The sequence below is a fragment of the Moraxella sp. ZY200743 genome (assembly GCF_050885545.1).
Classification (GTDB): domain Bacteria; phylum Pseudomonadota; class Gammaproteobacteria; order Pseudomonadales; family Moraxellaceae; genus Moraxella; species Moraxella haemolytica.
In genome coordinates this window covers 2,068,611-2,085,816 of the sequence record NZ_CP091313.1, presented here as the reverse complement: position 1 = coordinate 2,085,816, position 17,206 = coordinate 2,068,611, and the positions used below count along the sequence as shown (strand labels likewise).

Sequence of the window (17,206 nt, the reverse complement as noted above, 5' to 3'; positions counted from 1 at the left end):
ATAAAAATCCAAATTATTGTAAAATCCAATAAATAAAGCAAAAAACCCATTTGTAGATTTGCAGTGCTTATTTTATGATAATCACAGCTGGCTTTCAATTGATTGCAAGTATTCTTCATGGGATTTTAGCCAGTTTTTCATTAACAAGCAAGGGATTATTATGGCAGATTTATTTGAAAATCCAATGGGGCTAGATGGTTTTGAGTTTTTAGAGTTTTCAAGCCCACACCCAAATTTTTTAGAGCCAATTTTTGAGAAAATGGGCTTTACCGAAGTGGCTCACCACCGCTCAAAAGATGTCTCACTTTATCGTCAAGGTGGCATCAATCTTTTGGTGAACCGCACCAAAAACAGTCAGGCTTATTACTTTGCCCAAGAGCATGGGGCGGGTGCCTGTGCGATGGGTTTTCGTGTCAAAGATGCACGATACGCCTATAATCGTGCCATTGAGATGGGTGCTGAACCTGTAGAAGTACCGACCAACCCAATGGAGCTTCGCTTGCCTGCCATCAAAGGCATTGGCGGTTCATTGATTTATTTTATTGACCGTTTTGAGGGCGATAATACCATTTATGATATTGATTTTGAGTTCATTGAAGGGGTGGATAAAAACCCTGTCGGCTTTGGCTTTAAAGTCATTGACCATCTAACGCATAATCTATATCGTGGTCGTATGGACTATTGGTATAATTTTTACCAAAAATTCTTTAACTTCCAAGAAATTCGCTACTTTGATATCAAGGGTGAATACACAGGTTTGGCAAGCCGAGCCTTAACCGCTCCAGATGGTAAAATCCGCATTCCTTTGAATGAAGAATCCAAGCAGGGTGGTGGTCAGATTGAAGAATTTTTGATGAAGTTTAATGGCGAGGGCATTCAGCACATTGCGTTCTTGTCGGATAACCTGATTGAAAGCATTGACCAGCTTCGTGCAGCAGGCGTGCCACTAGCGACCGCACCAAAAGATACTTATTATGAGATGCTAGAAGAAAGACTACCAAATCATGGCGAGCCTACATCAGAGCTTCAAGCTCGTGGCATATTGCTAGATGGCACCACCGAAGATGGTACGCCACGCCTGCTATTACAAATTTTCTCTGAAACTTTGATGGGTCCTGTGTTCTTTGAATTTATCCAGCGTAAGGGCGACTACGCACAAGGCTTTGGTGAGGGCAATTTTAAGGCACTCTTTGAGAGTCTTGAGCGAGACCAGATCCGCCGTGGGGCGTTAGAAGTGCCAGCAGAATCATTGTAATAAGCTGTTTAATTTTTTGTCAGTCAAACTTTTTATCCATCTTAGGCTGATTAAGTACAGTTGGTCATTTTTATAAAGTTTGATTGGCACTAAAATGTTACTTTCAATGACAAAAAGCAGGCAGTGTTTTGTGATGGTAAATCATGCAAAAAACCGTGATTGGCAACTGTGCTAAAAAACAGGGTTGGCGGATATGGTTGAAAAATACGGCTCGCTTTTTAAAGGGTTTAAAATTGGTTAGGCTTTAGATAAAGCCCATCTTAGATAAAGGAATAGACTATGGCTCTAACTCAAGGCGTACACCATGTCGCCTATCGTTGTCGTGATGCCAAAGAGACAGTAGAATGGTATCAAAAGCACCTTGATATGGATTTTGTGCTTGCCATCGGTGAGGACAAAGTTCCTTCCACAGGCGAGCCTGATCCTTATATGCACATTTTTTTGGATGCTGGGGGTGGTAATATTTTGGCGTTTTTTGAATTGCCAACTCGCCCAGAGATGGGTAGAGATGAGAACACACCTATTTGGACACAGCATTTGGCATTAAAAGTAGATAGCATGGAAAAACTACTTGCCACCAAAGACAGGTTAATCAGTGAGGGCATTGATGTGCTAGGTCCAACTAATCACACCTTGTTCCACTCCATCTACTTTTTTGACCCCAATGGACACCGCATCGAGCTTGCCTTTGATGTAACCACAAAAAAGCAATCAAAAGCGTTAGATAAAGTCAAATGGGACATGCTAAACGAATGGGCGATAACCAAAAAAGCACCCAAGCATGCCAGATGGGTGCATGATGGCACAGAACCGCCTGAAGTATAACGCATAAAAACCGTTTATTTTAAAGTATACTGATACAATAAATAGACGGTTTGTTTTTGTAAATTTAAGGAAAACCGATGAAATTAGCCACCCTAAAAACTGACAGCCGAGACGGTCGCCTAATTGTGGTTAGCCGTGATTTGAGTCGTTATCTTGAGCCAGAAATTAGCACACTGCAATCAGCTCTTGACGATTGGGGAGTGCATAAGCCTACCCTACAAAAACTCTACGATGAGCTAAACGCATCAGAAGTTGGCAAGCCCTTTGATCAAAACGCTTGTCATTCACCATTACCAAGAGCATACCAGTGGGCAGACGGCTCTGCTTATCTTAACCATGTAGAACTGGTACGAAAAGCTCGTAACTCAGAAGTGCCAGTCTCTTTTTATGATGACCCACTCATGTATCAAGGTGGCTCAGACAGTTTCATCGCACCAACAGATGATATACTTGCCAAAAAAGAGTGGGGCATTGACTTAGAGGCAGAAGTGGTGGTGGTGGCAACTGACTTACCGCTTGGGGCGAGCCAAAAGCAGGCAGAAAAAGCCATCGCCTTAGTTGGGTTGGTTAATGATGTTTCTTTGCGTCATCTTATCCCTGATGAGCTTGCCAAAGGTTTTGGTTTTGTGCAGTCTAAGCCTGCTTCGGCATTTAGCCCTGTGTTTGTAACCCCTGATGAATTGGGCGATGCTTGGGTGGATAATAAGGTGCATTTGCCCTTAAATGTAGAGATTAACGGCAAGCCATTTGGTTGCCCCAATGCAGGCGTGGACATGACATTTGATTTTGCACGCTTGCTTAGCCATCTTGCTAAAACTCGTGAAATTGAAGCAGGGACGATTGTCGGCTCTGGCACAGTATCCAACAAACAAGGCAATCTATATGGCTCATCGGTAGAACAAGGCGGTGTAGGTTACTGCTGTATCGCTGAAGTGCGTATGTATGAGACCATTGAAAATGGTAAGCCTAGCACCGAGTTCTTGGATCATGGCGACACTGTCAAAATCTATATGAATGACAAAGATGGTAATAGCATTTTTGGTGAGATTGTTAATACAGTGAAGACCGATTTTTGACATTGGTTTTATTTTCATTGAATTATGCGGTTGTTTTTGATTATAATGACTGCTGATCATAAGTGATGACTAGGGCAGATGAGCTGTCATCATATGGCAGTAAGGAATTTTTTTATGAGTAAGCAAGCCCCGCTTTTACATTTAACCCCCAAACAAGCCGTACCGATTGCCATTATTGTGGTGGCGGTGCTTGCCTTGACGATGATTCAACTCGGCTTTGTGCCATTGTTATCGCTACTGATTGTTATCTTGGGTTTGATGATATTTGGACTGACCAAAGGTGTCAAATTTGAAGCAATGCAAGATAAGATGATAGGTGGGGTCGCCACAGGAATGGGGGCGATTTATCTGTTTTCTTTCATTGGGCTTTTAGTTTCTGCTTTGATGATGAGTGGGTCTATTCCTACTTTGATGTATTATGGGTTTAACTTTTTGTTGGCGGAGTGGTTTTATTTATCTGCTTTTATTTTAGCAAGTGTGGTTGGTCTGGCACTTGGTAGCGGATTTACTACTTGTGCGACAGTGGGTGTGGCGTTTTTGGGAATGGCGGCAGCCTTTGGGGCGAATCCTGCGATTGTGGCAGGGGCGGTCGTTTCTGGTGCACTCTTTGGCGATAAGATGTCGCCATTATCTGACACCACAAGCATTGCAGCATCTATTGTTGGCGTGGATTTGTTTGGGCATATCAAAAATATGATGTACACCACAGTGCCTGCGTGGATTATTACAGCGATTTTATTTATGTTCATGCCATCGGCGACTGGCGATTTGACAGGCGTGACAGAATTAAAAGACAGTCTGGTCGCAAGTGGACTGGTGCACAGCTATGCCTTATTGCCCTTTTTGGTGTTGATTGCACTTGCCATCATGCGTGTCAATGCCATCTATGCCATTGGTGCAACCATCGTTGTGGCACTTGCCTTGACCTACACCCATTCTAGCCCAAGTCTATCACAGCTTGGTGGTTGGTTCTTTAAGGGCTATTCATTGCCAGAGGGTGTGGACTTGGGGGCGGTAGGAAAACTGGTCTCTCGTGGTGGTTTGGAGAGTATGTTTTTTACCCAAATTTTGGTGATTTTGGCATTGTCTTTGGGTGGATTGCTTCAAGGGCTTGGCGTATTGCCAGCACTGCTTGATGCGATGCGTCATCTACTCACCAAAGCCTCTCATGGCGTGGCTGCTGCTGCCTTTACGGCTTTTGGGATTAATGTGCTTGTCGGTGAGCAGTATCTAAGTTTGCTTTTATCGGGCAATGCTTTTTTACCAGAGTATCAACGGCTTGGACTGCACCCAAAAAATTTGTCTCGTACCATTGAGGATGCCGGCACGGTCATCAATCCTTTAGTGCCATGGGGAGTGTATGGCGGATTTTTGACGGGGATATTTGGAATGCCAGTGATTAACTATGTACCGTTTGCGTTTTTTTGTTACTTGTGCTTTATTTTGACACTGGTTTATGGGTTTACTGGCTTTACCATCAGCAAGTTAGAACCTGCCAAAAACTAATAACCAATCATCAAAGTGGGGCGGTGCCACTGGCTTTAGATGGCATTTTCCCTACCATTTTCAAGGAAGGATTATGGAACTTTACTCTTATTTTAGAAGTTCGGCGGCATATCGTGTACGCATCGCTTTAAATCTCAAAAACATCTCTCATGGCATCATTCCTGTACACTTGGTCAAAGGTCAGCAAAGGTCAGACGACTATCAGGCCAAAAATCCGAGCCAATTATTGCCAAGTTTACAGATTGATGATGGTAAGATACTTAGCCAATCAATGGCGATTTTAGATTTTTTGGAGAATGAGTATCCTAGCCCATCACTGCTACCAAAAGATCATTATGACAGGGCGACTGTGCTGTCTATGTGTCATATCATCGCTTGTGATACGCACCCTGTGAATAATTTGCGAGTGTTGCAATATTTAACAGGTGAATTAAACATAAGCGATGAACAAAAACAAAGCTGGTATGCTCACTGGATTAAGGTCAATTTTACTGCTTTGGAGCAATTATTAAAAACACATGGCGGTCAATATGCTTTTGGCGATAATATCACAATGGCTGATATTTGTCTGGTGCCACAAGTATATAATGCCAATCGCTTTAAAGTGGATTTGAGTGCCTTTCCTAATATTGTCAAGGTAGTAGAAAACTGCAATCAACTAGATGCGTTCATTCAGGCAAGCCCAGAAAAACAAATTGACTTTGAATAACAAAATAAAAAGATAAATAAAAGCGATAACCTAGATTATCGCTTTTATTTCAATGATATTCTTGGGTTATGTGTATAGCTCGTCTGTCTTTACTGCCATGATGAAGTCATTTTTGTGCAGACCCTTGATGCTGTGCGACCACCAAGTTACTGTTACCTTCCCCCATTCTACAAAAATGCCAGGGTGATGTCCTTCACTCTCAGCCAGTTGCATGAGCTTATCGCCAAATGCCCAAGCTGTTTTGAAGTTTTTAAACTTAAATACCCTTTTTAATTGTAAAACATGATGCTCGCCGACTTGTTCGGAGATGACAGCCCAGTCTGGTAGTTGTTTCATGAAAGTGGCAAGCTCTTCATCTGTTACCTTTGGAGCGTCTGCTTGGCAGGCTTCACAAAATTGGTTTTTTAAATCGCTCATAAAAAATTCCCTATAAAAATTAAGTTAAAAATATTGCCCTAATTACACCTTGAAGGATTAAAAAACCGTTCGTGATAAGCTAGTAAGCCATGACGACTTTCTCTTTCAAAGGCATCTTAGGGCAAGTCATGCTGTAAAGGTAGTGAGCTCAACAGTCATTAAATCTGCTAGTCGTCTAATAAACTTGGGTGGGGGTCAAACAACCCTTGCTCCATTGCTTTATCAACTTCTTGCATTAATGATTGTTCGGTCAAAGAAAATAATGCCTCTGGGTCGTCAATGACATAATAAATCGGCTGCACTTTATCAATGCGATAAGGTGTTCTTAGAATATCATTGACATTAAAGGGTCTGTACTCTGGCTTACCGCTTAGGGCGTATTCTGTTTCAGCAGGTGATGATAAGATACCGCCTCCATAAATACGCAGTCCGTCTTGGGTGTTGATCAGCCCAAATTCCATGGTAAACCAGTACAGGCGTGCCAAAAATACCCGTACTTTTTTGTCGGCTTGCAATCCTAACTTTCCATAAATATGCGTAAAATTGGCAAAGTTAGGATTGGTCAATAGGGGTAGATGCCCAATAATTTCGTGGAAAATATCAGGTTCTTGAATATAATCAAAGTCATCTCTGGTACGAATAAAAGTCGCTACAGGGAACTTTTGATTAGCGAGTAATTCAAAAAATTTACCGAATGAGATTAAGGCAGGGACAGGAGCGGTTTGCCAACCACTTGTTTGTTGTAATACCGCATCCAAATCAGGCAGTTGGGGAATATGGTTAATTGGTAGATTTAAGGTGTTTAAACCGTCCAAATATTGCTGATAAGCACTGCCGACCGTGCTTTTTTGTTGGCGGGTGATTAAGTCTCTCCAGATACCATTTTCCTCATCGCTCCATATGATGCGTTTTTTATCGTCTGGGGTGTGAGAGATATAGGGGGTTTTGATTTGCATAAAACTCCTTGTAAGATGATTTTTTAAGATAATTTATTGAGTTAACCAATAAATGACCAAAAGTTACCAATTAAATTCCTGATTGTTTGCTAAACATATCTTAAAATAACAAAAAATGTTTGTCAAGTGCGTATTGAGATGGCTTTTTTGTTATAATAAGAGCTGGAGCATAGTTGATGGTATTTGCTGGATTGTAGTTTACATGATATGCTAGATAAGTCCATGTGAGATGATGGGGGTATAATTTGATGGGTTGTGATTTGGTATTCTATAAATTATCGGAATGTATAATAAATAACACCATTGATGAGAATAATGTATCAATCAAATAATACCGCCAATTAAACAGTACCATTCATTGTCTTGTTTTAGATAAAAGGTTCATAACAATGCCATCTATGTCCGCCATAAAAGGCTGTATTAAAAGGTTTCTGATCGGACTGCTGATTCTGACCTTGTTTCTTATTTTTATCGGATTGGCGACTTATCGCCCCTTGCCTGATAATAGCCATAATATCCAAACCACTCATCTAGCAACCAATCCTGATAGCAAGATTGCCAAAATGCTTTTGCCAGAAGTCATTAAGCGTAAAGATGAAAGTGGGGTGTATGTGCTTGCGGACAGTCGTGATGCGTTTTTGGCACGGCTTGCGTTGGTGGAGTCTGCCCAAGACAGCCTAGATGTGCAGTATTATATCTATCACGATGATCTTTCAGGTAGGCTACTTAGCCAAAGACTACTGGCGGCGGCAGATAGGGGTGTGCGAGTGCGACTACTCTTAGATGATCATACAATGGCAGGCATGGATGGCGTGATTAAGGCATTGGATAATCATGATCGCATTGAAGTTCGTTTATTCAACCCTTATATGCACCGTACTTTTCGCCCATTGGGCTACTTGAGCGACTTTTTTCGTCTAAACCGTCGTATGCACAATAAATCAATGACTGCCGATAGCTTGGTGAGTATCGTAGGTGGTCGCAATATTGGCGATGAGTACTTTGATGCAGGTAGCGGGGTGATGTTTGCCGACTTAGATGTGGCAGTGGTGGGCGACGCTTCTCGCAAGACGGCTAACGATTTTGACCGTTATTGGAATAGTCGGTCGTCTTATATGGCAAGTGATATTATCGGTAAGGTTGCCCCTGCTGACCTATCAGGTGTGTCTGAGGCATCAAAAGCATATCTACAGCTACTAACGCAGACCAATTTCGCTAAGTATCTAACAGATGGGGATATGCCTTTGGTTTGGGCAAAAACACAGCTCATCAGCGACCACCCTGATAAAGTACTAAAGAAGCATAAAGATTCAAATATCTTGGTTAAATACATTGCCCCGTTAATTCAAAACACCCAACAAGAACTCATCATTGTCTCTCCTTATTTTGTGCCAACCAATCAAGGCAAAAGACTATTAAGCGAACTTGCCAAAAATGGCAAATCCGTACAGGTATTGACCAATACTTTAGCTGCCAACGATGTGGCGGTGGTGCATTCAGGTTATGCTAAGTATAGAGAGGATTTATTACAAAGTGGGGTTAGGCTCTACGAACTAAAAGACAATGCCACGGTCAAGCCTGCCAAAGTGCGTAATGCCTATGACGGACAAGGGGCAAGCCTGCACGCCAAAACCTTTATGGTGGATGGTCGGTATCTGTATGTCGGCTCGTTTAATATGGATCCCCGTTCTGCCAATCTTAATACCGAGATGGGTCTGATTATTGAAAGTCCTGTATTAGCAGAGAGGTTGGTAAAAGGTTTGTCTACCAATATCCCAACGCACACCTATGCGTTAAGCTTAAATGATGAGGGTAAAAAAGTGTGGACCACCACAGAAAATGGTCAGTTACTAGAACGCACCACCGAACCTGATTCTCCTTTGCATCGGCGTATTCAGGTATGGATAGCCAGTCATCTGCCGATTGAGTGGTTGTTGTAGTGGTGGGGTTATGCTTAAGCAAATAAACAAACCAAAAAAGTACTAAGCATCAATAGGTGCATAAGGCATAAAATCGCTAAAAATTTGAATAAAAAAACCATTTATTTGATGATTTAAATAAATGGTTTTTTTATTCAGTATTATCTATCTAAAAGTCAGTCCTATGAGGATTAGGTGTATAAAGCAATAAAATCATCTATATTTATTGTAAATTTAGATAAATAAATTAAAAAAAACGATTGTATTTTTGATGTAGAGTTGGTGTTTAATAATCTAGATTGATTAAGCTCTTTTAAGCTTATGATGATTAAATGGTATTTAGGAGTATTGACATGAAAGTTAAGACGGTAAAGTTGGCGTTGTTGGGTGCGGTATCATTGGTGTTGGGTGCTTGTACAGAGGATATCGGTGTACAGAATGTGATTACGCCAAGTGGTGGTGAAAAAGTAGTATTGAAAGTTTCTCACTTTTGGCCAGCGACAGCCATGAGTCAAAAAAAAGTACTTGAGCCTTGGTGCGATAAAATCGCTGCCGAATCTGATGGTAAACTAACCTGTCAATTTTATCCTGCCATGCAACTTGGAGGTACGCCGGCTCAGTTGATTGACCAAGTAACCGATGGTGTGGCAGATATTGTGTGGACCTTGCCAGGCTATACTGCGGGGCGTTTTCCTAGTATGGAAGTGATGGAGCTTCCCTTTATGACTATTGACGGTGAAAAGAGCAGTCGGGTGGCTTGGCAAATATATGAGGAGTTCGGAAAAAAAGATTTTGAAAAAGTTAAGCCTCTGGCATTTAATGTGCATGACCGTGGGCAGATCCATAATAATGTTCGTCCAATCACTAGGCTAGAAGACTTTAAAGGGCTAAAAATGCGAGCTCCAACCCGCTTGACCAATAAAACACTAGAAGCGTTTGGTGCAACACCTGTGAGTATTCCGTTGCCAAGTTTATCAGAATCTGTCTCAAAAGGTGTGGTTGATGGCTATATTTTGCCTTGGGAGGTTGTTCCTACTTTAAAATTGCATGAGATGACCAAATACCACTCTGAGATAAACAGCCCTGATCCTGTACTGTACAGTGCATTGTTTAGTATTGTGATGAATAAGCAAAAATATGATGGTTTGCCTGACGATTTAAAGAAAGTGATTGATGAGAATTCTGGCATAGAGCTCTCGGCAAGCCTTGGTAAGGCATGGGATGAGGAGGTCGAACAAGCATATCAAAAAGCGGTGGATAAAGGCAATTTGATTAATGTCATCAGTTCGGATGAGGTAAGACGCATTCGGGATGCCGCCCAAAAGGTCGAATTGGAGTGGATTGCCGATATGAATGCCAAAGGTTATGATGGGCAGGCGATGGTTGATCGTGCTAGAGAGCTGATGGCAGATACTACTAATTAATCGTTATTTAATAGTTTAAACAATTCTTATCGTAAGATGAGCACTTGTTTAAATATGTAATGGAGTGGTTATGGCAGATGCTGTTGAGATTGAGATTTGTGAGGGTAAGCCAGGTGACATAATTGGACGATTTTTATGGACATGGTCTAAGTTGTCTGCGTTCGGTGGTGTGGCGGTTTTAGTTGGTATTTGCCTACTGTCAACAGCCAGTGTTATTGGTCGTTCGATTTTTGATGCACCAATCAAAGGTGATGTGGAGCTTGTTCAGATTGGTTGTGCGTTATCGATTGCTGCATTTTTACCTTATGCTCAAATGAAAAAAGCTCATGTTATTGTTGACTTTTTTACCTTAAAAGCCCCTGTAGCAGTAAGAAAGTACTTGGATATTTTCGCTAGTATCCTGTTGGGGTTGGCGGCTCTTGTACTGATGTGGCGTAGCTATTTTGGGGCGGTGTCAGCTTTTAAGCATGGTACTAGAACCATGATTTTGGCTCTGCCAGAATGGCTAGCTCATATAACGATTGCACCAGGGTTTTTCTTACTGGCCTTGACAGCTTTTTACACTGCTTGGCGATTTTTTAAACAGTACGAGATTCAATAAAAGGGATAGAGTGATGGATTCGATGATTATTGGCTTGCTGATGGGTGTTTTGACGATCTTTTTACTCGTGCTTCGTATCCATATCGGTGTGGCGATGCTTCTTGCTGGAGCGTTGGGGTATGTCATGCTTGCAGGGTGGTTGCCCTTATTAAACTATTTAAAAAGCATGCCATTTGCCAGATTCTCGGTGTATGACTTATCTGTTGTGCCATTATTTTTATTGATGGGTAACTTAGCTTCTCGTGGTGGACTATCCAAGCGATTGTTTGAGGCAACCAATGCATTTTTGGGGCACTATCGTGGTGGTACAGCAATTAGTGCGGTAGGTGCATGTGCAGGCTTCGGGGCGATTTGCGGCTCATCATTAGCTACAGCTGCGACGATGGGTCGAGTTGCTTTGCCTGAATTAAAGCGTGCCAATTATTCCGATGCGTTATCTACAGGGGCTTTAGCGGCGGGGGGTACTTTGGGTATCTTGATTCCACCGTCAGTGGTTTTGGTAATTTATGCTGTATTGACTGAGCAAAATGTCGCTTCAATGTTCATGGCAGCATTGATTCCTGGGATTGTCGCCATGCTTGGCTATATGGCCGCTATTGCAATATATGTGCGAGTGGTGCCAAACAGTGGTCCTGCTATGCCTTATGTTAATTGGTCTCAACGTATCGGTTTATTAAAAGGTGTGTGGCCTGTAGTGGCGGTTTTTGCATTAGTGATTGGTGGGATTTATGGTGGTATTTTTACCCCAACTGAGGCGGCGGCGATCGGTACAGTAGCGGTTGGTGCACTGGCGTTTTTAACTAAAGAGCTGACAAAAGATGGTTTAATACAGGCATTGCTTGATACGGCATCATCAACTGCCATGATTTTTTTGATTTTGATTGGTGCAGATGTATTAAATGCTTTTTTTGCTTTATCACAAATGCCATCCGCTCTTGCTCAATGGGTGTTAAATACTGGTATGGCACCTTTAACTGTGCTGTTCGCTATGATTTTGATTTATCTTATATTGGGCTGTGTCATGGATAGCTTATCTATGATTTTATTGACCATCCCTGTATTTTTTCCCATCATTATGGGCATGGACTTTTGGGGATTAGATCCTACAGATAAGGCCATTTGGTTTGGTGTACTGGCTTTGATGGTGGTGGAGATTGGGTTGATCACACCGCCTGTCGGCATGAATATTTTTGTAATTAATAGTCTTGCTAAAGATGTTGCGGTTAAAGAGACTTATAAAGGTGTGATACCCTTTTTATGTGCAGACCTAACTCGTATTTTAGCTTTGGTATTCATGCCGTCGCTTGCATTGTGGCTTGTGCATATGCTTGGTTAAGGTTAATATGGCGATAAACACCATCAAATACGCAATGGACCAACTAACGAGAAAATTTTTAATCACTGGATATCTATGATTGATTATATCAAAAAATTAGTGTTAAAATGTCATTACCCTACAGGGAGGAAGCTAGACTGGCAAATGATGAAATGCTAGTCAAAAATTATTTTAAAAAATTGTATCATCAAAGGGAATTGACATGTTTGCAACACTTCCAATTATCATTTCGCTCATTTTACTGATGTATTTTGCTTATCGAGGTTGGTCGGTATTGATATTAGCACCACTCATGGCAGCATTGGCGGTCATATTATCGGGTGAAGGCATGTTGCTTTTGCCTGCTTATACCGAAACTTTCATGAAAGCACTTGGCGGATATTTGTTAAAGTTTTTTCCGGTGTTTTTGCTAGGTGCTTTATTTGGGCAGCTGATGGCAGATTCTGGTGCAGCGACTAGCATCGCCAATACTGTTACGAAAAAACTGGGTGCAAGTAGGGCAATTTTGGTGGTTGTCTTAGTTTGTGGTATTTTAACTTATGGGGGTGTCTCACTTTTTGTGGTGGCTTTCTCCATCTATCCAATTTCAAAAGCTCTGTTTCGTCAAGCAAACATGCCCAAACGCCTAATCCCTGCTTGCATTGCACTTGGTTCGTTTACCTTTACGATGACTGCTTTACCTGGCACGCCAGCCATACAGAATGCCATTCCTATTCCGTACTATCAGACCAATGCTTTTTCAGCACCGATTTTGGGATTGATTGGCGGTGGCATCATGTTTGTATTGGGAACTTGGTGGTTGCAAAGTCGTGCTAGAATTGCCAAAAAGATGGGCGAGGGCTATGGTGCCTATAATGATAATGATGATGGTCTTTTAACTTCTGATATGCCATTTGTATTGGCGATAATTCCGCTTGTCTTGGTTATTGGTATTAACGCCTTGCTAACTTACGCTGTGTTTCCTGGTATGGACTTTGGCGTGATTAATGATAGATTTCCTGAGCTTGCAATTAAGTCAAATCTAGGTCTATGGTCCATCATCATTGCTTTGTTAATATCCTGTCTTGTGCTGGTTTTATTAAATTTAAAGCATCTAACACACCTACAAGAGTCTGTTAATAAAGGCGTTTATGGGTCTATGTTGCCTATTTTTAATACGGCGTCAGAAGTTGGCTATGGAGCGGTGATTGCTACTATGGCAGGATTTGCCATCATTCGTGATAATATTTTAAGCATTTCTCCAGATAATCCTTTGGTTTCTGAAGCGGTTGCCATGAGCGTATTGGCAGGCATTACAGGTTCATCGTCAGGAGGTCTGAGCATTGCCTTGCAAACACTCGGAGAAGATTACCTAAAACTTGCCATTGAGCATAATGTGGATCCAGAATTACTGCACAGAATTGCGGTCATGGCGGCAGGCGGTTTAGATACTCTGCCCCATTCTGGTGCGGTTATTACTTTATTTGCTATCTGTCACTTAACACACAAACAATCTTATATGAATCTAGCTGTTGTTACCATAGCGATTCCTATTTTTGCTACCATTAGTGTCATTATACTAGGTACGCTGTTTGGTTCTTTTTAATATCATGACATATAAGGAGCTTGATTAATGCATTATGATCTAAAAAATAAGACTGCCTTTATTACAGGAGCAGGTGGTGGTATCGGGCGACAAATCGCCATAGAGTTTGCCAAGGCGAAGGCTGTGGTTGGTGTGGCTGATATTAATATAAGCAATGCACAAAGTGTGGTTGAAGAAATTCATACCTTAGGCGGTCAAGCAAAAGCTGTATTATTAGATGTTACTAAAGAAGACCAAGTGAACCAGTCTATTAATGAGTTTGTGGCCGAATTTGGTAGTTTGGATATACTAGTCTCTAATGCGGGCATTCAAATCATCAACCCTATCGATAAGTTATCTTATGAAGATTGGAAAAAAATGCTTGCGATACATCTAGATGGTGCTTTTTTAACTACCAAAGCCGCTTTGGCACATATGTACACAAAAAATTCTGGAACGGTCATCTATATGGGGTCGGTGCATTCCCATGAAGCATCAGCCCTAAAATCCCCTTATGTAACCGCTAAACATGGTCTACTGGGCTTGTGTCGTACGCTTGCTAAAGAAGGTGCAAGCCATAATGTTCGCTCTCATGTCATTTGCCCAGGTTTCGTTAAAACACCTTTAGTAGAAAAGCAAATTCCAGAACAAGCTCGAGAAAAAAATATCAGCGAAGAAGAGGTGGTAAAAAATATCATGCTAGGCTCAACGGTAGATGGTGAATTTACCACCACCGATGATGTGTCAGCGTTAGCTTTGTTTTTGGCAAGTTTTCCGACCAATGTATTTACAGGGCAATCTTTTATTGCCAGTCATGGTTGGGGTATGAGATAGTTTAAATCGTTGGTGATAAAAAGGGATTTTATGATTTTACAAGCAATGACGAATGCAAGCGTGCAATTAGTGAATCGCTATTTACCCTCACCCTTTGTTTTTTCTATTGTCTTGACATTTATTGCCTTTTTTGCAGGGCTTGCTTTAACAGGGCAATCACCGATTGAGATGGCAGGACATTGGGGTAGGGGGTTGTGGTCGTTACATGGATTTGCCATGCAAATGGCATTGATTTTAGTAACAGGCTACGCTCTTGCTAATGCACCGATTGTACAACGCTTTTTGACAAAATTGGCGGGGTGTATCCATTCGCCGACAACAGCCATTGTGGCGGTTTCTTTGGTTGGTTTGATTGGCTCGTGGCTAAATTGGGGGTTTGGTTTAGTGGCGGGGGCGGTGTTTGCCAAGGCTATTGCCAAACAAGTTAAACATGTGGATTATCCTTTGTTAATCGCATCTGCCTATTCAGGATTTTTGATTTGGCACGGCGGTTTATCAGGTTCTATACCTTTAACATTAAGTTCTGGCGGTGAGACTCTAAAGACTTTGTCTGGCGGTGTTTTGACCGAAGCACTACCCATATCACAAACTTTGTTTTCTAGCCATAACTTGCTGATTGTGGGGATTTTGTTGATTGGCATTCCAATGTTAAATCGCTTGATGCACCCTAAAAACCCCACCTTGATTGATCCAAATCTGATTAAAGATGAGGTCCACACACCACCACTGCGCCATACACCTGCACAAAAATTAGATGACAGTCGTGCGATGATGTTGCTATTATTGGCAATAGTGTTGCTGTATTATGTGGATGAGTTTGGAGCGAATGGCTTTAATCTAGGGTTAAACATCGTCATTGGGCTGTTTTTATTCATTGGGCTTTTGTCCCATGGTACATTAGAGCGTTATTATCGTGCAGTGGATGGTGGAATTGGCGGTATTACAGGCATTGTGATTTTGTTCCCTTTTTATGGTGGTATCATGGGGCTAATGACCGGAGTTAATGCTGATGGTATTTCTATCGGCACAAGAATTAGCGAATTTTTTGTCCACTCTGCATCTACAGAGAGTTTTCCTGCACTTGCATTTTTAAGTGCAGGGCTGGTGAATATTTTTGTGCCATCAGGTGGTGGGCAGTTTGCGGTACAAGGTCCTGTTATGATACCCGCTGGGGTGAAATTGGGTGTTGACCCTGCTGTTACTGCGATGGCGATTGCTTGGGGAGACGCATGGACAAACATGATTCAGCCGTTTTGGGCGTTGCCACTACTGGGTATTGCAGGGCTTGACGCACGAGCCATTATGGGTTATTGTTTGGTTATCTTGGCTACATCAGGTATGATGATTGCAAGTGTATTTTTGTTGTTTACTTGAGTGGTTGATTGGGTTTTGTTTTTCATAAGCTAAAAAGAAGGATTTTATGAGTTCTAAGGTATTTGACAGTGCCGAACTGGCACTAAAAGACATTGTGGCAGATGGACAAGTGATTGCGGTGGGTGGTTTTGGGCTTTGTGGCATTCCAGAGAGTCTCATTGCTTCTTTGCGTGATAGTGGCGTGCAGGGTTTGACTTGTATCAGTAATAACGCAGGCGTAGATGATTTTGGGCTTGGATTGCTTTTGCAAACTCGCCAAATCAAAAAAATGATTGCATCTTATGTGGGGGAGAATAAAGAGTTTGAACGCCAGTTCTTGTCAGGTGATTTGGAGGTGGAGCTAACCCCACAAGGTACACTGGCTGAGAAACTGCGTGCTGGCGGTGCCGGCATTCCTGCTTTCTTTACCGCAACAGGTGTGGGAACACAAGTCTCTGAAGGTAAAGAGATTCGTAATTTTGATGGACGAGACTATGTGCTAGAACGCTCGCTTGTCGCCGATGTATCGCTTATTAAGGCACATAAAGCGGACAAGGCAGGTAATTTGATTTTTAACAAAACCGCAAGAAACTTCAACCCTGATGTCGCAACAGCTGGCAAAATCTGCGTGGTGGAAGTAGAAGAATTGGTAGAAGTGGGCGAACTTGATCCTAATAGCATTCATTTGCCAGGTATCTATGTACACCGCATTGTTGTCAATGCCAATCCAGAAAAACGCATTGAACAAAGAACCATCAAGAACAAGGAGTAACCAATGGCTTGGACAAGACAACAAATGGCTCAAAGAGCCGCCAAAGAGCTTAAAGATGGCTTTTATGTCAATTTGGGAATTGGTTTGCCGACTTTGGTGGCAAACTACATTCCAGATGATGTCAATGTGATGCTCCAGTCCGAAAATGGACTGTTAGGCATTGGTGAGTTTCCTGATGAAGATACCATTGACCCTGATTTGATCAATGCAGGCAAGCAGACGGTTACCGCTCAAAAAGGAGCAAGTTTTTTTTCAAGCTCGCAGTCCTTTGCCATGATTCGAGGTGGTAAAGTTAATCTTGCCATTTTGGGGGCGATGGAAGTCTCAGAATTTGGCGATCTTGCCAACTGGATGATACCAGATAAAATGGTCAAGGGCATGGGCGGGGCGATGGACTTGGTGGCAGGCGTGCAACGAGTCATTGTGCTGATGGAGCATACTGCCAAAGATGGCTCACTAAAAATCAAAGCCAACTGTGATTTACCGCTTACCGGCAAAAAAGTCGTGCATCGCATCATCACCGATTTGGCTGTGCTAGATGTTACAGAGACTGGGCTAAAGCTTGTGGAGCTTGCTGATGGGGTGGTTTTTGAGGAAGTGCAAAACAAGATAGGCACACCCATCATCGTTGATTAAGCATTAAAAAAACCGTTCAAAAG

General features: G+C 42.0%; 16 protein-coding genes. 14 read left to right on the top strand and 2 right to left on the bottom strand.

Annotation, left to right across the window (positions count from 1 at the left end):
• Positions 1–160 precede the first annotated feature (160 nt).
• The 5 genes from hppD to maiA all read left to right on the top strand — a co-directional run bounded on the left by hppD (position 161) and on the right by maiA (position 5,371).
• Positions 161–1,255 (top strand): 4-hydroxyphenylpyruvate dioxygenase, encoded by a 1,095-nt coding sequence (gene hppD / locus L3D27_RS10165; RefSeq protein WP_284673546.1) that lies wholly within the window; start codon positions 161–163, stop codon positions 1,253–1,255.
• A gap of 279 nt (positions 1,256–1,534) precedes the next feature.
• Entirely contained in the window at positions 1,535–2,080 is a 546-nt protein-coding gene (locus L3D27_RS10160) for a VOC family protein (protein WP_284673545.1), read from the top strand.
• A gap of 77 nt (positions 2,081–2,157) precedes the next feature.
• Positions 2,158–3,156 carry a fumarylacetoacetate hydrolase family protein gene (locus tag L3D27_RS10155; RefSeq protein ID WP_432481115.1) on the top strand — a complete coding sequence of 333 codons (999 nt, stop codon included), beginning with the start codon at positions 2,158–2,160 and terminating at the stop codon, positions 3,154–3,156.
• A 114-nt stretch (positions 3,157–3,270) separates the two neighbouring features.
• Positions 3,271–4,662: a Na+/H+ antiporter NhaC family protein gene (locus tag L3D27_RS10150; RefSeq protein WP_432481114.1), complete on the top strand. Its 1,392-nt coding sequence runs from the start codon at positions 3,271–3,273 to the stop codon at positions 4,660–4,662.
• Positions 4,663–4,735: 73 nt separating this feature from the next.
• Positions 4,736–5,371 carry a maleylacetoacetate isomerase gene (gene maiA, locus L3D27_RS10145; protein ID WP_284673542.1) on the top strand — a complete coding sequence of 212 codons (636 nt, stop codon included), beginning with the start codon at positions 4,736–4,738 and terminating at the stop codon, positions 5,369–5,371.
• 66 nt (positions 5,372–5,437) lie between these two features.
• Here maiA and L3D27_RS10140 read toward each other — a convergent pair whose 3' ends face one another.
• Together L3D27_RS10140 and phhA are read right to left on the bottom strand one after the other, a co-directional pair.
• Entirely contained in the window at positions 5,438–5,788 is a 351-nt protein-coding gene (locus L3D27_RS10140) for a 4a-hydroxytetrahydrobiopterin dehydratase (RefSeq protein WP_284673541.1), read from the bottom strand.
• Between the two features lie 167 nt (positions 5,789–5,955).
• Complete coding sequence (phhA, locus tag L3D27_RS10135; RefSeq protein ID WP_432481113.1) at positions 5,956–6,744, bottom strand: phenylalanine 4-monooxygenase; 789 nt, start codon at positions 6,742–6,744, stop codon at positions 5,956–5,958.
• A 389-nt stretch (positions 6,745–7,133) separates the two neighbouring features.
• Between phhA and L3D27_RS10130 the strand changes: the two genes are divergently transcribed.
• The 9 genes from L3D27_RS10130 (at position 7,134) to L3D27_RS10090 (ending at position 17,183) form a co-directional block, all read left to right on the top strand.
• A complete protein-coding gene (locus L3D27_RS10130) occupies positions 7,134–8,684 on the top strand; it encodes a phospholipase D family protein (protein WP_432481112.1) in 1,551 nt (516 codons plus the stop codon).
• Positions 8,685–9,016: 332 nt separating this feature from the next.
• Positions 9,017–10,087, top strand: coding sequence for a TRAP transporter substrate-binding protein (locus L3D27_RS10125; protein WP_432481111.1), 1,071 nt, complete (start codon positions 9,017–9,019; stop codon positions 10,085–10,087).
• A 70-nt stretch (positions 10,088–10,157) separates the two neighbouring features.
• Entirely contained in the window at positions 10,158–10,688 is a 531-nt protein-coding gene (locus L3D27_RS10120) for a TRAP transporter small permease (RefSeq protein ID WP_373628191.1), read from the top strand.
• A 13-nt stretch (positions 10,689–10,701) separates the two neighbouring features.
• A complete protein-coding gene (locus L3D27_RS10115) occupies positions 10,702–12,024 on the top strand; it encodes a TRAP transporter large permease (RefSeq protein WP_432481110.1) in 1,323 nt (440 codons plus the stop codon).
• A gap of 202 nt (positions 12,025–12,226) precedes the next feature.
• Entirely contained in the window at positions 12,227–13,609 is a 1,383-nt protein-coding gene (locus tag L3D27_RS10110; RefSeq protein WP_284673535.1) for a GntP family permease, read from the top strand.
• A 27-nt stretch (positions 13,610–13,636) separates the two neighbouring features.
• Positions 13,637–14,422, top strand: coding sequence for a 3-hydroxybutyrate dehydrogenase (locus tag L3D27_RS10105; protein ID WP_284673534.1), 786 nt, complete (start codon positions 13,637–13,639; stop codon positions 14,420–14,422).
• 30 nt (positions 14,423–14,452) lie between these two features.
• Entirely contained in the window at positions 14,453–15,796 is a 1,344-nt protein-coding gene (locus L3D27_RS10100) for a short-chain fatty acid transporter (RefSeq protein ID WP_284673533.1), read from the top strand.
• 46 nt (positions 15,797–15,842) lie between these two features.
• On the top strand, positions 15,843–16,547 hold the full coding sequence (locus L3D27_RS10095) for a CoA transferase subunit A (protein ID WP_284673532.1): 705 nt from the start codon (positions 15,843–15,845) through the stop codon (positions 16,545–16,547).
• A 3-nt stretch (positions 16,548–16,550) separates the two neighbouring features.
• Positions 16,551–17,183 carry a 3-oxoacid CoA-transferase subunit B gene (locus tag L3D27_RS10090; RefSeq protein ID WP_432481109.1) on the top strand — a complete coding sequence of 211 codons (633 nt, stop codon included), beginning with the start codon at positions 16,551–16,553 and terminating at the stop codon, positions 17,181–17,183.
• Positions 17,184–17,206 lie beyond the last annotated feature (23 nt).

Bases quoted from the DNA above. Each gene is read 5' to 3' on its own strand.
- L3D27_RS10140 (WP_284673541.1), bottom strand. From the start codon at position 5,788: ATGAGCGATTTAAAAAACCAATTTTGTGAAGCCTGCCAAGCAGACGCT.
- L3D27_RS10130 (WP_432481112.1), top strand. From the start codon at position 7,134: ATGCCATCTATGTCCGCCATAAAAGGCTGTATTAAAAGGTTTCTGATC.
- L3D27_RS10095 (WP_284673532.1), top strand. From the start codon at position 15,843: ATGAGTTCTAAGGTATTTGACAGTGCCGAACTGGCACTAAAAGACATT.
- L3D27_RS10100 (WP_284673533.1), top strand. From the start codon at position 14,453: ATGATTTTACAAGCAATGACGAATGCAAGCGTGCAATTAGTGAATCGC.
- L3D27_RS10090 (WP_432481109.1), top strand. From the start codon at position 16,551: ATGGCTTGGACAAGACAACAAATGGCTCAAAGAGCCGCCAAAGAGCTT.
- L3D27_RS10125 (WP_432481111.1), top strand. From the start codon at position 9,017: ATGAAAGTTAAGACGGTAAAGTTGGCGTTGTTGGGTGCGGTATCATTG.
- L3D27_RS10150 (WP_432481114.1), top strand. From the start codon at position 3,271: ATGAGTAAGCAAGCCCCGCTTTTACATTTAACCCCCAAACAAGCCGTA.
- L3D27_RS10110 (WP_284673535.1), top strand. From the start codon at position 12,227: ATGTTTGCAACACTTCCAATTATCATTTCGCTCATTTTACTGATGTAT.
- L3D27_RS10120 (WP_373628191.1), top strand. From the start codon at position 10,158: ATGGCAGATGCTGTTGAGATTGAGATTTGTGAGGGTAAGCCAGGTGAC.
- maiA (WP_284673542.1), top strand. From the start codon at position 4,736: ATGGAACTTTACTCTTATTTTAGAAGTTCGGCGGCATATCGTGTACGC.
- hppD (WP_284673546.1), top strand. From the start codon at position 161: ATGGCAGATTTATTTGAAAATCCAATGGGGCTAGATGGTTTTGAGTTT.
- L3D27_RS10155 (WP_432481115.1), top strand. From the start codon at position 2,158: ATGAAATTAGCCACCCTAAAAACTGACAGCCGAGACGGTCGCCTAATT.
- L3D27_RS10160 (WP_284673545.1), top strand. From the start codon at position 1,535: ATGGCTCTAACTCAAGGCGTACACCATGTCGCCTATCGTTGTCGTGAT.
- L3D27_RS10105 (WP_284673534.1), top strand. From the start codon at position 13,637: ATGCATTATGATCTAAAAAATAAGACTGCCTTTATTACAGGAGCAGGT.
- phhA (WP_432481113.1), bottom strand. From the start codon at position 6,744: ATGCAAATCAAAACCCCCTATATCTCTCACACCCCAGACGATAAAAAA.
- L3D27_RS10115 (WP_432481110.1), top strand. From the start codon at position 10,702: ATGGATTCGATGATTATTGGCTTGCTGATGGGTGTTTTGACGATCTTT.